11 protein-coding genes are annotated in these 13,594 nt (G+C 44.3%); 5 read left to right on the top strand and 6 right to left on the bottom strand.

All coding sequences use genetic code 11. The annotated features are described in order from the left end of the window. Nucleotides 1-103 precede the first annotated feature (103 nt). A complete protein-coding gene (locus FIV04_RS10210) occupies nt 104-1,555 on the top strand; it encodes an Hpt domain-containing protein (RefSeq protein WP_152469063.1) in 1,452 nt (483 codons plus the stop codon). A gap of 72 nt (nt 1,556-1,627) precedes the next feature. Here the strand turns inward: FIV04_RS10210 and nhaC are convergent, their stop codons facing one another. After that, nucleotides 1,628-3,064 carry a Na+/H+ antiporter NhaC gene (gene nhaC / locus FIV04_RS10205; protein WP_150893888.1) on the bottom strand — a complete coding sequence of 479 codons (1,437 nt, stop codon included), beginning with the start codon at nt 3,062-3,064 and terminating at the stop codon, nt 1,628-1,630. A gap of 507 nt (nt 3,065-3,571) precedes the next feature. On the opposite strand from nhaC, the gene asd reads away from it, so the two are divergent. Next, complete coding sequence (asd, locus tag FIV04_RS10200; RefSeq protein ID WP_032551976.1) at nt 3,572-4,690, top strand: aspartate-semialdehyde dehydrogenase; 1,119 nt, start codon at nt 3,572-3,574, stop codon at nt 4,688-4,690. A 385-nt stretch (nt 4,691-5,075) separates the two neighbouring features. On the opposite strand, the gene FIV04_RS10195 is transcribed toward asd, so the two are convergent. Continuing rightward, nucleotides 5,076-5,918, bottom strand: coding sequence for an ion transporter (locus FIV04_RS10195; RefSeq protein ID WP_152469062.1), 843 nt, complete (start codon nt 5,916-5,918; stop codon nt 5,076-5,078). A gap of 130 nt (nt 5,919-6,048) precedes the next feature. Then, a complete protein-coding gene (locus tag FIV04_RS10190; protein ID WP_032551978.1) occupies nt 6,049-6,687 on the bottom strand; it encodes a YchE family NAAT transporter in 639 nt (212 codons plus the stop codon). 638 nt (nt 6,688-7,325) lie between these two features. Here FIV04_RS10190 and adhE point away from each other — a divergent pair. Further along, entirely contained in the window at nt 7,326-10,031 is a 2,706-nt protein-coding gene (adhE, locus tag FIV04_RS10185) for a bifunctional acetaldehyde-CoA/alcohol dehydrogenase (RefSeq protein WP_032551979.1), read from the top strand. 128 nt (nt 10,032-10,159) lie between these two features. Here adhE and FIV04_RS10180 read toward each other — a convergent pair whose 3' ends face one another. The 3 genes from FIV04_RS10180 to sodB form a co-directional block, all read right to left on the bottom strand. Beyond that, nucleotides 10,160-10,843, bottom strand: coding sequence for an SDR family oxidoreductase (locus FIV04_RS10180; protein WP_152469061.1), 684 nt, complete (start codon nt 10,841-10,843; stop codon nt 10,160-10,162). A gap of 176 nt (nt 10,844-11,019) precedes the next feature. Next, the gene (locus FIV04_RS10175) at nt 11,020-11,523 is read right to left on the bottom strand and encodes a VC2046/SO_2500 family protein (protein WP_152469060.1); all 504 of its coding nucleotides are present in this window, start codon (nt 11,521-11,523) and stop codon (nt 11,020-11,022) included. Between the two features lie 168 nt (nt 11,524-11,691). Then, the gene (gene sodB / locus FIV04_RS10170) at nt 11,692-12,276 is read right to left on the bottom strand and encodes a superoxide dismutase [Fe] (RefSeq protein ID WP_032551982.1); all 585 of its coding nucleotides are present in this window, start codon (nt 12,274-12,276) and stop codon (nt 11,692-11,694) included. A 268-nt stretch (nt 12,277-12,544) separates the two neighbouring features. Here sodB and FIV04_RS10165 point away from each other — a divergent pair, with 268 nt between their 5' ends. Both FIV04_RS10165 and FIV04_RS10160 read left to right on the top strand, forming a co-directional pair. Beyond that, nucleotides 12,545-12,880 (top strand): Grx4 family monothiol glutaredoxin, encoded by a 336-nt coding sequence (locus tag FIV04_RS10165; RefSeq protein WP_032551983.1) that lies wholly within the window; start codon nt 12,545-12,547, stop codon nt 12,878-12,880. A gap of 76 nt (nt 12,881-12,956) precedes the next feature. Continuing rightward, entirely contained in the window at nt 12,957-13,583 is a 627-nt protein-coding gene (locus FIV04_RS10160) for a DsbA family protein (RefSeq protein WP_152469059.1), read from the top strand. Nucleotides 13,584-13,594: the final 11 nt, after the last annotated feature.

Genomic DNA, 13,594 nt, shown 5'->3' with positions numbered 1-13,594 from the left:
CAATGAGTGGCAGCAGGACGCTGCTACTCATGCTTGGTTGGGGTTATGTTGCCCTAATCGATACCTGTCTCGTCGAATCATTGGATCACAACAAGGAATGTCGATGGAATTATCTGTGACCCCACAACCCACGATTAAGCGTTCAACGAAAATCATCGCTTTGGTTTTGATTGTCTGGCTTATTCCTACCTTGATGCTACTCAACCTCAGTCGCGCCTATAACCAGTCATTAGAACAGATAGAAGAACTCGGCATTCGTGTTACTGAACTTAGGCAGTCACTCTACTTTTCAGAGCCACTTCGTGTCTCAAGGATTAACGACATGGCACTCGATGCTCAACTCGTTTATTCACTAAGACTGCAAGTTGAATCAGATTACAAAAATGCTTGGATTCGCCCAGACGTGAATCAACTGCTCTATGTCGTTGACCAGTTTCTAGAGAAATTTAACGAATTTATACCGATAGAGAGCCAAGTTCAGTATCTGGTCGATGATATAAAGGCATTGCGCGGCGATCCAAATACTTCAGAGCAAATGCTGCCACTGCTGAACCAATTTGGCACCGTGGTGTTCCAAGCCATGTACTCTGAAAACCATACTTCTTCATCGATTTACCGTGCTTTCGATGCGATTTTAGAACAGTCTTATCAGTTGGACGAAGATGAACAAGACGCACTACAGCAATTGCTAGCCGACGCATCGTCTTTACTAGGAAATTACGCTCAGCTCAATTATTTGGTTGATCGAATCAAGAAGAACTCAGTCAACGAGCAGATCATCGCTCTTGAAAACCAATACCACTCTGGCCAGTTTTACATGCTGACGGCGTTGGCTGTTTTGAGTGCCCTTGCTTTTTGTTGCCTGGCTTTCGCTCGGCTCAAATTGCACGCATCAGATGTCAGTGATTATGAACAGCCTCTGCGTCCAGGCAGCCAGTCGGAAGGCAACCAATCCGCAGATACTTTAGAATCACTAGAATCCAAAGATCACTTGGAAAGTCACTCGATCTCCGTTGAGAATCAGAACACGCCAGCGACTGAAAAACCTATTGTTGAAGTACCGTCAAATGGTATGCATTCTGGTGGCGTGGATGCGTCAACCTCCAATAACTCGCCATCTTCTTTGGCTGCGGGTTCAACTGTTGTAGACATGGATAACGTGGTTCCACTGCAACAGAAGGAAGAGAGCACTGCATCCGTTGATTTGGACGACGACAAGCCTGTCATTGATATTGATGAGATGCTTGAAACTCTGGATGGCGATCACGAGTCGGTGGTTTTGCTACTGAACGTGTTTGTAGAAGATCATGCCAATGACTTCAATAAGTTCATGGAGCTTAAAACTGACGATGAAGTGACGGCTGCTCGCGTTGTACACAGCTTAAAAGGTGTCGCAGGGAGTATTAAAGCATCAAGGCTTGCTGCCATTTCGACTAGTGTTGAAGCTAAGATGAAGCAGTCCAAGTCAATAGAAGATAGCGATCTACAAGAACTGGAATTAGCTATCGGCGCGACAGTCGAAGCAGCGAGAGACCATTTAGAAAAACACGGATAAACCAACCTCTATAAAAAAGAGCAACGACACTAGGTGTAGTTGCTCTTTTTTCTATTTGAGTACTATAGAGATTTAAGCTTGCTGCTTGTTTAACTCTAGCGCTTCTTCAGCTTCAACTGCAGGTGCTGTAGGTTCACATTTATCAACGAACCAACCCATGTAAGAGGTTACGATGGTTACGATGATACAGATAAAGCTCAGCCACATGAACGGAGCATAAGACAGGGTCGCAACGCCCAGAATACTCGCCATGTAGATACCGTTATCACTCCAAGGAACCATACCTGATGTAAGGGTGCCGCCAAACTCAGCGTTACGTGATAGGTTCTTGCGTTGGTAACCTAGACGGTCGTAGTTCTTCGCACAGATTTTTGGAGTAAGAATTAGAGATACGTACATTGCAGAACCAAATACGTTACCCATGAAAGCCGTACCAATCGTGCTGGTGGCTAGTGAGCCTGCGCTGTTTACGCGGCGCTCGAACACTTTTGCGATTGTCTCTAGTACGCCCACTTTATCAAGTAAACCACCAAAGCCTAAACCAAACACAATGACGGCTACTGAACCAAGCATTGAAGACATGCCACCGCGGTTCAAGATTGAATCAATAAATTCAACACCAGAAGAGATAGAGAAAGGAGCCCAAGCCGTGTTAAACGCCGTTAGGAAATCGATCTCTTGAATCATCACTGCCCAGATAATACCAAGCAGAGAACCAAAGCTGATCACCGGGAATGAAGGCATGCGGAACGCAAGCAGACCTAATACGATTAGAACAGGAACGAAAGAGTAAGGGGTAATGTAAAACTGTACTTCCATCGCTTTGATGACCGATTCAACCTGGCTCATGTCAACGTTACCTGCGTAGTGGAAGCCAAACGCTGTAAACATAATACCGGTGATGATGTAACTGATCAGAGCAACTGGCAGCATACCTTTAATATGCTCGACCACTTCTACGTTAGACATTGAAGAAGCAAGGATTACTGAATCAGACAGTGGAGACATTTTGTCACCAAAGTAACAGCCTGAAAGTACTGCACCTGCTGTAATTGGAGCTGGAACACCTAGACCTTGACCAATACCCATCATCGCAATACCAGCAGTACCCGCAGCGCCCCACGAAGTGCCAGTTGCGAGTGCAGTTAATGAACAGATGATCATTGTTGCTAGCAGGAAGATCGATGGGTGAATCGCTTTCAAACCGTAGTAGATAATGGTCGGAACAATACCGCCAGAGATCCATGTTCCAACCAAAGCACCTACCGCTAAAAGTATTAAAACAGCACCTAAGCCATTGGAGATCCCATTGAGTGCTGCTTTTTCTAAGTCTTTGTATTGATGGCCTAGTCGAATACCTAAAACCATGATGATAAACCAACCGATGTACAGCGCGAGTTGGATAGGAAGATCAAGCTTCGCTGTAAAAGAAAACGCGAGGGACAAAAATAGCCCTAACGAAATGAAAACCTGCATCAAGTTCGGTAGGCGAGTTTTACTCTGCTGCATAAAAGCCTCTTATTATTTCGAGCATTATAGTGCTTCGTTATAGTGTGGGGTACGAATTGGACACTACATTAATTGGATGATTATATCGAAAAATAAGCCAATAGTTGTGATATTTGACTATTTATAGTCTTATTTTTAGTATCAAAATCTAAATATTTGTTAAATTAATGATTTGATAATGTTGATTTTTGTTGCACGTTGTTTTCGCCTTGTGAATTATTATTTTGTTTATTGGCTGTGTTGTAGTTATAAGTGCTGATTGGAGTTTGTTCGTATTGGTTTTAATTTGAGCTAAATGACAGTTTGAAAGCCTTCAAAAGGAGATTTGGCGTGTGTTTTCTGTACTTTAGTTAAGTTAAGCCAAGATCAGATAACTCGCAGATTTATCCCGTTCACTGAAAAGAAACGAAAAAGTTACACTTTTTGACAAAAAGCGCTTGAGTTCTGTTACTGAAAAACTTATAGATGGAGGAAAGCAATTTAATTTTTATACATGGAGAGTTCGAGATGAGAGTAGGTCTAGTTGGTTGGCGTGGTATGGTCGGTTCTGTACTAATGCAACGTATGGTTGAAGAGCGTGACTTCGACCTGATTGAACCTGTTTATTACAGTACATCTCAAATCGGTATCCCAGCCCCTGTTCTTGGTGGTAAAGATGCGGGTTTACTGCAAGACGCATTTGACATTGATAGCTTAAAACAGCTTGATGCTGTGATCACATGTCAAGGCGGCGACTACACATCAAAAGTTTACCCAGCACTGCGTCAAGCAGGTTGGAAAGGTTACTGGATTGATGCAGCTTCAACTCTACGTATGGATGCTGACTCTATCATTACTCTTGATCCTGTTAACTTGGCGCAAATCCAACAAGGCATTCACGGCGGCACCAACACGTTTGTTGGCGGTAACTGTACTGTGAGCCTGATGCTTATGGCACTGGGTGGTCTTTACGAAAAAGGCATGGTTGAGTGGATGAGCGCAATGACGTACCAAGCCGCTTCTGGTGCAGGTGCGAAGAACATGCGTGAGCTTATCTCACAAATGGGCGTTATCAATGACAGCGTAAGCTCTGAACTTGCTAACCCAGCAAGCTCTATTCTTGATATCGATAAGAAGGTCGCGGACACTATTCGCTCAGAATCTTTCCCTACAGACCAATTCGGTGCGCCTCTTGCTGGCTCGCTAATCCCATGGATCGATGTGAAGCGTGAAAACGGTCAGAGCAAAGAAGAGTGGAAAGCGGGCGTTGAAGCGAACAAGATCTTAGGCCTAGATGGTCAACCGATTCCAATCGATGGTACTTGTGTACGTATCGGTGCAATGCGTTGTCACGCTCAAGCGCTGACTATTAAGCTTAAGCAAGACGTTCCAATGGACGAAATCGAAGAGATCATCGCAACGCACAATGATTGGGTTAAAGTGATCCCTAACGACCGTGATATCACAGCTCAAGAGCTAACGCCGGCGAAAGTAACAGGTACTATGTCTGTGCCAGTAGGTCGTCTACGTAAGATGTCTATGGGTAACGACTTCCTAAACGCATTCACAGTAGGGGACCAACTGCTATGGGGTGCAGCAGAACCTCTACGCCGTACTCTACGCATCATCCTTGCTGAGAAGGCGTAAAAAAGAGTTCTCTGTTTTGAGGTGAGAGGGGCGTTGTCCTTTTTAAACTCTTCGCTTAATAAGAGTCTAAAGCCGGTGTTTATACATCGGCTTTTTTGATCGCTGGAGGCCAGTGTATCTAAGGCTCAATCTGTTTAGATATCAAAACTTGTCCTTCACACTAAAAAGAACAAAGATCCCCAACTCGTTCGTTCCTCACTCTTAAGGATGACGAGAGATTACCTCCAAACCTACGTCATTCCCGATAGCGACGAAGGAGCGTAGTCGGGAATCTCATTATCCGGCTCTCGAAACTGCTTTTAAATCCCTTCGCATCTCGCTACCCGAATCTAGTATCTGCTCCTAAATCTTTTCGCATCTCGACACTCGAATCCCGCTTCTGCTCCTAGTTATCCTCAACCACAACTCGCTTATCAGGATCAGCCAGCTCGCTGCCACAATGCTTACAGTGGAGAGCGTCTGAATCGTGGCCTGAGCGATTGCAGTTTGGACACTTTACTAGCTCTTTATGTGCATTCATTTCATTGCTCAGTTCTGCGGTAATAATGCCTGTTGGTACTGCCAGAATTGAGTAACCCAATAGCATGGTTAGTGACGCAATAGCTTTGCCGAGTACCGTCTGTGGAACGATATCGCCGTATCCTACAGTTGTGATGGTTACAATTGCCCAGTAGATGCTTTGTGGAATGCTGGTGAAGCCATTATCCGGCCCTTCGATAACAAAGATTAGAGAGCCAAAAATGGTTACCAAGATACCCACGGTACTAAAGAAGATCAGAATTTTACGCCTTGCATGTAATAGCGAACGCAAAAGGATGTTGGAGTCTTGAAGATAGCGCACCAACTTTAGGATGCGGAAAATGCGCATCACGCGTAACAACCTGATCACGCCCATGAAGGATGCTCCCGGGAAGAGTATCGCTAGGTAGGTTGGCAAAATTGCAAGTAGGTCGATCACACCATAGAAGCTGGTGGCATAGGACTTCGGTTTTGGTGAGCAATACAGTCTTAATAGATACTCAATCGTAAACAGTGCCGTAAACGTGTACTCAATATAGCGCAGCTCTTGTGACCACGCCGTCATTACGTTAGGTAGTGACTCGAGAATCAAAACCACTAAAGACGCAATTATGGCAACAATCAGCGAGATATCAAAGACACGTCCCGCTCGGGTATGTGTACCAAAAATGATGACATAGAGATGATGTTTAAGAGAGTGTCGAGGCATGGTTGTAATAATGTGCTTATTGTAATGACTTGGTAAACATCATACTCGGTTGAAATAAATGAGGCGAGTGAAAGCCTATGCTTTACTCGCCTCGATAGCGTTTTTTAGCGTCGGTTAAACGTTTTCTTTATTACGCCAAACCTGGGAATAGGTTGCGAAGACCGTTGGCAATGAACTCGATACCTAGTGCACCAAGAATCAGACCCATGATACGCGTGATCACGTTGATGCCTGTTTGGCCCAGGAAGCGCACAATCACGGGGGCGGAACGGAACAGTAACCATGAACAGGTTGCAAAAGCGACGATGCTAATGCCAATACCCACAGTATCAATGGCCGCTGGGTAGCGAGAACCGTAAACAATGGTCGAACTGATCGCACCTGGACCTGCCATGAGCGGCATCGCAAGAGGCACTACACCAATTTGCTCTCTGCTCACGTATTCTGACTTCTCTTGTTTGTTCTGCTTATCTTCACCCAATTTACCGCTCATCATTGAAAACGCGATGCTAAGAAGCAGTAAACCACCGGCGACTCGGAATGAGTCCAAAGAGATGCTGAACATGTCTAATAGCATTTGTCCTGCGACTAACGACACAATCAATATAACCGCTACAGCGACGTTAGCCTGTAATGCAGTTCGATTCCTCTCTTCAGGCGGCATATGGGCCGTGAGAGAAACGAATACAGGCATGATACCAATAGGGTTTACAGCAGCGACAAGCCCAAGGAAGAATTGCAGAAATATTGCGAGTTCTAAACCTTGCATGAGAGCGATCTCCAGTTAGCGTTAATAGTAAAGTGACTTTGATCTGACCTATATCAGAGTGCGTAATGTAAGGGACAAATTCAAAGAGCGCGAATGAAAAAAACTAACCTGAAAAGGGGGCTGTTTTTTAGAAAAACTAATTGAGTGATAGATGTGTAATTTGAATGTTGCGGGATGTTGTTTGGTGTTTCATGTTGTAACCTGATTTGATCTAAATGTTATCTCGCGCACGCTTTTAATAAAAATTATGACAGTTTCTCGCCCGTTGCAACGGGATGGATATACTCTCAGTAGCACAATTTTTGCCGTGTACATGTAAGTGAGCTGATTAAAAATGAAACTTTTTTACAGAATATGACATTAATTAGAAAAAAATTATCCGTTTGCCTGTTTTTTGTACGAATGCAAATTGTGATTTTAGTCTAAATAAATCATGGGTTTATGGATGTTTTTGCGATTGCCTTACCACTTATTGGTTAATTCCTTTTGGGTAACTGATCTGGGTCAATTTTTTTCACACACTGAAATAATATACTCAGTTCCGAAAGCAATTTACTAAGAACGCTGTTGGCAACCGAGTGATGACACAGTGAAATTAATAAAAAGTTTTTAATATTTATTATTTTAGGAGATCCACCATGCCTGTAACTAACTTAGCTGAACTAGATGCTCTAGTAGCACGCGTTAAAGCAGCACAAGAAGAGTTCGCAACTTTCTCACAAGAAAAAGTAGATGCAATCTTCCGCGCAGCTTCTCTTGCAGCTAACCATGCTCGTATCCCGCTAGCTCAACAAGCGGTAGCAGAATCTGGAATGGGTATTGTTGAAGATAAGGTAATCAAAAACCACTTCGCGTCAGAATTCATCTACAACAAATACAAAGACGAAAAAACTTGTGGCATCTTAGAAGAAGATGACAACCTAGGTACAATGACTATCGCAGAACCTGTAGGTATCATCTGTGGTATCGTACCAACAACTAACCCAACTTCTACTGCGATCTTTAAGTCTCTTATCTCACTTAAAACTCGTAACGGCATCATCTTCTCTCCACACCCACGTGCGAAGAACTCTACAAACGATGCAGCGAAACTTGTACTAGACGCAGCAGTAGCAGCAGGTGCTCCAAAAGACATCATCGGTTGGATCGACCAACCATCTGTAGAGCTTTCTAACGCTCTTATGAAGCACGACGGTATCGCACTTATCCTTGCAACTGGTGGTCCAGGCATGGTTAAAGCAGCATACTCTTCTGGTAAGCCAGCAATCGGTGTAGGTGCAGGTAACGTTCCTGTAGTTATCGATGAAACAGCTGACATCAAACGTGCTGTAGCTTCTATCCTTATGTCTAAGACTTTCGATAACGGCGTGGTATGTGCTTCTGAGCAAGCAGCTATCGTAGTTAGTGAAGTATACGACGAAGTAAAAGAGCGTTTCGCTTCTCACAAAGCTCACGTTCTATCTAAAGCTGACGCTGACAAAGTACGTAAAGTACTTCTAATCGACGGTAACCTAAACGCGAAAATCGTAGGCCAACCTGCTCCAGCAATCGCTGAAATGGCTGGTGTTAAAGTTCCTGCAGACACTAAAGTGCTTGTTGGTGAAGGTCTAGGTAAAGTTTCTTACGATGACGAATTCGCTCACGAGAAACTATCTCCAACTCTAGGTCTATTCCGTGCTGACAACTTCGAAGACGCAGTTGCTCAAGCGGTAACTATGGTTGAAATCGGTGGTATCGGTCACACATCTGGTCTTTACACTAACCAAGACGTTAACGCAGACCGCATCCGTTACTTCGGTGACAAGATGAAGACTGCACGTATCCTTGTAAACATCCCAACTACTCACGGTGGTATCGGTGACCTTTACAACTTTAACGTAGCACCGTCTCTAACTCTTGGTTGTGGTTCTTGGGGTGGTAACTCTATCTCTGAGAACGTAGGTCCTAAGCACCTTATCAACAAGAAAACTGTAGCTAAGCGAGCTGAAAACATGTTGTGGCACAAACTACCTAAGTCTATCTACTTCCGTCGTGGTAGCCTTCCAATCGCAATGAGCGACCTAGAAGGTAAGAAACGCGCATTCCTAGTAACTGACCGTTTCCTATTCAACAACGGTTACGCTGATGAAGTAGTTAAACTGCTTAAAGAGCAAGGCATCGAAGTTCAAACATTCTTCGACGTAGAAGCGGATCCAACACTATCTGTTGTTGAGAAAGGTGCAGAAGCAATGAAGAGCTTCCAACCTGACGTAATCCTAGCTCTAGGTGGTGGTTCACCGATGGATGCTGCGAAGATCATGTGGGTTATGTACGAGCACCCAGAAACTCACTTCGAAGAACTAGCAATGCGCTTTATGGATATCCGTAAACGTATCTACAAGTTCCCTAAAATGGGTAAGAAAGCTGAGCTTGTATGTATCACTACAACTTCAGGTACTGGTTCAGAAGTTACTCCATTCGCGGTTGTTACTGACGACAAGACTGGTGCTAAGTACCCACTAGCTGACTACGAAATCACGCCAAACATGGCTATCGTTGATGCTAACCTAGTAATGAACATGCCTAAGTCTCTAACAGCATTCGGCGGTTACGATGCAGTAACTCACGCTCTAGAAGCTTACGTATCTGTTCTTGCTAACGAATACTCTGATGGTCAAGCTCTACAAGCACTTAAGATGCTAAAAGAGTACCTACCATCAAGCTACGCGAACGGTGCAAATGACCCAATCGCTCGTGAGAAAGTACACAACGCAGCAACTATCGCTGGTGTAGCATTCGCGAACGCATTCCTAGGTGTTTGTCACTCTATGGCGCACAAGATTGGTGCTGAGTTCCACCTACCACACGGTCTGGCGAACGCACTACTAATCTCTAACGTGGTACGTTACAACGCGAACGATAACCCAACTAAGCAGACTGCATTCTCTCAGTACGACCGTCCACAAGCACGTCGTCGTTACGCTGAAGTTGCTGACCACCTAGGCCTAAGCCAAGCTGGTGACCGTACTGCTCAGAAGATTGAACGTTTACTAGCATGGCTAGACGAGCTGAAAGGCGACCTAGACATTCCTAAGTCAATCAAAGAAGCGGGTGTTTCTGAAGCTGACTTCGTAGCTAAGCTTGATGAGCTAGCGGTAGAAGCGTTCGATGACCAATGTACTGGTGCGAACCCACGTTACCCACTAATCACTGAGCTTAAAGACGTACTACTAGCGTCTTACCACGGCCAAGCTTACGTTGAAGGTGAAACTTTCGAAGGTACTACTGTAATCCTTAAGAAAGCTGACCAAAAACCAGCAGAAGCTAAAGCGCCAAAAGCTAAAAAAGAAAAAGCTGACGCTTAATTAGATTCAGTTTTGAGATAGATTTTCGCTAGCACGTTAATCTACAATCGGGAAAAGAACAAAGCCCCAGTCGAGAGACTGGGGCTTTTTTTGATCTTTGATTATGCCAATACCGACTGGAGAGAAGATTAAACCTCGGCCGCGACTACTCGTCCGCTAAAGTAGTCGTTGGATATGATGTATTCCGCGGTTCGGGTCAGTTCATCTTGAAGCTGAGCCCAGTGACATTTATTGAGTTTGCCATCGGCATTATGGATAGCTGGAATCACACCGCCAACACGAATGTTGAAAGGGGTCAGTTCTTTGGCCCAACTATGGGTGAAGCCGGTGATCATTGAATTAGCACTTTCTAAGCCTGACATGTCTTTAAAGTCATCGTGGGATATTACATTAACAATCACCCCTTGTTTGTTGGCTTGACGTAGTCTATCGACACTTGCTTGTCCGAACGAGAAAAGGGTTGAGGCCATCGCTGACAGATTATCTATAAAGCAACTAACGGGCTGTGTACCGGTGAGCGTTGGCATAGGGGTACTGACCCAGTTATTGACCAGTACGTCGGGAGTTGTGCCAAACGTGAGCTGAATGAAGTCAAAAACCTTGAGAATGGTTTGACTGTCATAGCGCTCTATCGGGTAGCTGTAAACCGACGTCGAATAGCGAGAACAAAGCTGGTAGGTATCATCTAGGCTAGCTCTGTCAATATCGCAAAGAATCACGGTCGCACCCAGATTCACAAAGTGGTTTGCGATGGTTCCGCCGAGTTGTGACCCTGCAGATGTCACCAATATGATAGAGCTTTTAATTTCCATTCCTAGACCTAAATGAGTAGTAGTGGTTAGGTAAGGATGGGTTAAAAAATGTACGATCGATGTGAATTAGTTCAAAGTAAGCGGCGAAAATACAGAACTTTATATGAACTTAGTGTCAGCTCACACTTTGGGGGTACTGGTGTGAAATATATCACGCTTATTTATGGATTGTAGGGTTAAACCTGTGCCTGAATATGGAATTGACGCTGAGCGGTGGTTAGCTCGTTGTACAAAGTTGCATGTGGCAGTTCGGCTGGTGGTTGCTTGGCAAGTTTGCGGCGCTCATGTGTAGAAAGGTTGTGGTAAACCTCTTCAGGGAAGTCATGTGTTCCTTCGGGCATGAAAGCCAACGCTTCTGGGGTTAGGTAATGATTCAGCTTGGCGCTAGGGAGTCCGGCTTGATGAAAGCCTTGCGACTGTTTTGCTGAGATCTCATATGAAGATTGGTTCGAGCGTAAAGGCTGCGGCTCTGCGACACCAAATTGTTGGCGCAATTTACTTTCTGTTGTCTCTTCTACTGACAAAACATCCAGAGGCGTGTTATCACGAACATCATCGGAAAACATAGACAGCAGCAACGCGAAATCGGCACGGCGACCTTGTTCAACCGCTTGGTTGATTCCAGTCCCGAACTTGAGTTCGTTAATAATGACGTTATTGTCGAGTGTGTTTACTTGCATGGTGCCTCTCTTTGGATACACCTATAACGGCAAGCTTGGTTCAAACTTTAGTGTTTAAATCGATTAAGTAATTGATTGGTTTTATTTTAATCAGGAGGAGAGAGGAAGTGTCAAAAACAAAAAAGCCCACGCATGCGTGAGCTTTTATCAGAATCAGCTAAGTGCTAATTATTTAGCTAGGTTCGCTGCAACGAATTCCCAGTTAACTAGAGCCCAGAAAGCGTTCATGTAGTCTGGACGTACGTTACGGAAATCGATGTAGTAAGCGTGTTCCCATAGGTCAACAGTTAGAAGTGGAGTAACACCTTCTTCTGTTAGAGGAGTCGCTGCGTTAGACGTGTTAACGATCTCTAGAGAACCGTCAGCGTTCTTAACAAGCCAAGTCCAAGAAGAACCGAAGTTGTTGATTGCTGAATCAGTGAATTTTGCTTTGAACTCTTCGAAAGAGCCAAATGAAGCGTTGATTGCGTCTGCAACTGCACCTGTTGGTTCGCCGCCAGCTTTAGGAGCTAGACAGTGCCAGTAGAAAGTGTGGTTCCAGATTTGAGCTGCGTTGTTGAATACGCCACCAGTAGAAGTCTTGATGATCTCTTCTAGTGTTTTGCCTTCGAACTCAGTACCAGGGATAAGACCGTTTAGCTTAACAACGTAAGTGTTGTGGTGCTTACCGTGGTGGAAATCTAGAGTCTCTGCAGAGATGTGTGGTTCTAGTGCGTCTTTCGCGTAAGGTAGAGCTGGTAGTTCAAATGCCATTGCTCAATTCTCCATTGATATGAAAGAGTTACCTCTTTCGATTGCTTCCAGTGTTATTTATTATTCATAGCTTACTTTTTGCAGGCTACGGTCAATTTGCTGACTTGCGATATAGTTTAGCAAGTTTTTACTTTATTAAAAGCACATTTGCGTGATTTTCTATGAAATCTTACTCTAACTCCTTAACCATTTTTTTTATATGGTTTTTATTCTTGGGGTTTGGGGTAGAATAAAGGCAATATAGCCGTAATCCATTAACGAGGAAGCAATGGAAACTATCGATAAAATCAAACAGCAAATTGAAGAAAATGCCATTCTACTTTACATGAAAGGTTCTCCTAAACTACCAAGCTGTGGTTTTTCTTCTCAAGCATCTCAAGCGCTAATGGCATGTGGTGAAAAGTTTGCTTACGTAGACATCCTGCAAAACCCTGACATTCGTGCTGAGCTACCAGCTTACGCACAGTGGCCAACATTCCCACAACTTTGGGTTGAAGGTGAGCTGATCGGTGGCTGTGACATCATTCTTGAGATGTTCCAAAAAGGCGAACTTCAGCCTCTTATTAAAGAAGCTGCAGCGAAAGTTGCTGGCGACGAAGCATAAGAGCTGAGCTTTTTAGCGACACTCAATGAGAAAAGGGGCCGTTGGGCTCCTTTTTTATTGGTATAAGGGAAATGCAATGAATGTAAAACTTCACTATGTCCACGATCCAATGTGCAGTTGGTGTTGGGGATACAAGCCAACATTAAAACTTCTTAAACAGCAGTTGCCTGCAAGCATCGAGTTTAACTACGTGGTTGGTGGCCTTGCTCCTGATTCTGATGAGCCTATGTCAGATGAGATGAAGCAAAAGCTGCAAGCGATTTGGAAGCAGATTGAAGCAAAACTTGGTACTGAGTTTAACCACGAATTTTGGACTGAGTGCAAACCAGTACGCAGTACTTACCCTGCTTGCCGTGCCGTCATTGCTGCTGGATTCCAGGACCACTATGAAGAGATGTTAGAAGCGATTCAACATGCTTATTATCTGCGCGCGATGTTGCCACATAGTGTTGAAACTCATCTCCAGTTAGCCAAAGAGCTTGGAATGAATGTGCAGCAATTTGAAAATGATCTGTCTGGTAAGCTTTTGGAAGGCGAGTTAGACGACCAGCTGAGTTTCAAAGAGGCGATGGGGGTTTACTCGTACCCAACATTAATGCTTGAAGTTGATGGCATTTTCACAGAGGTTGAGTTGGACTACCTTTCTACTGAAGCGACGCTTAAGTCGATTAGAGAAATCATCCTAAAGAACACACCCGCTTAGTTTTGTTAGAG

The organism is Vibrio sp. THAF190c (genome assembly GCF_009363355.1).
GTDB lineage: Bacteria > Pseudomonadota > Gammaproteobacteria > Enterobacterales > Vibrionaceae > Vibrio > Vibrio fortis_A.
The sequence above is the reverse complement of the archived record's forward strand: the minus strand, read 5'-3'. Positions and strand labels throughout refer to the sequence as shown.

What these genes read in the sequence shown, in the direction of transcription:
- FIV04_RS10165 (WP_032551983.1), top strand. Translation starts at nt 12,545, where the DNA reads ATGGAAACTATCGATAAAATCAAACAGCAAATTGAAGAAAATGCCATT.
- nhaC (WP_150893888.1), bottom strand. Translation starts at nt 3,064, where the DNA reads ATGCAGCAGAGTAAAACTCGCCTACCGAACTTGATGCAGGTTTTCATT.
- FIV04_RS10190 (WP_032551978.1), bottom strand. Translation starts at nt 6,687, where the DNA reads ATGCAAGGTTTAGAACTCGCAATATTTCTGCAATTCTTCCTTGGGCTT.
- FIV04_RS10160 (WP_152469059.1), top strand. Translation starts at nt 12,957, where the DNA reads ATGAATGTAAAACTTCACTATGTCCACGATCCAATGTGCAGTTGGTGT.
- FIV04_RS10210 (WP_152469063.1), top strand. Translation starts at nt 104, where the DNA reads ATGGAATTATCTGTGACCCCACAACCCACGATTAAGCGTTCAACGAAA.
- FIV04_RS10180 (WP_152469061.1), bottom strand. Translation starts at nt 10,843, where the DNA reads ATGGAAATTAAAAGCTCTATCATATTGGTGACATCTGCAGGGTCACAA.
- sodB (WP_032551982.1), bottom strand. Translation starts at nt 12,276, where the DNA reads ATGGCATTTGAACTACCAGCTCTACCTTACGCGAAAGACGCACTAGAA.
- asd (WP_032551976.1), top strand. Translation starts at nt 3,572, where the DNA reads ATGAGAGTAGGTCTAGTTGGTTGGCGTGGTATGGTCGGTTCTGTACTA.
- FIV04_RS10195 (WP_152469062.1), bottom strand. Translation starts at nt 5,918, where the DNA reads ATGCCTCGACACTCTCTTAAACATCATCTCTATGTCATCATTTTTGGT.
- FIV04_RS10175 (WP_152469060.1), bottom strand. Translation starts at nt 11,523, where the DNA reads ATGCAAGTAAACACACTCGACAATAACGTCATTATTAACGAACTCAAG.
- adhE (WP_032551979.1), top strand. Translation starts at nt 7,326, where the DNA reads ATGCCTGTAACTAACTTAGCTGAACTAGATGCTCTAGTAGCACGCGTT.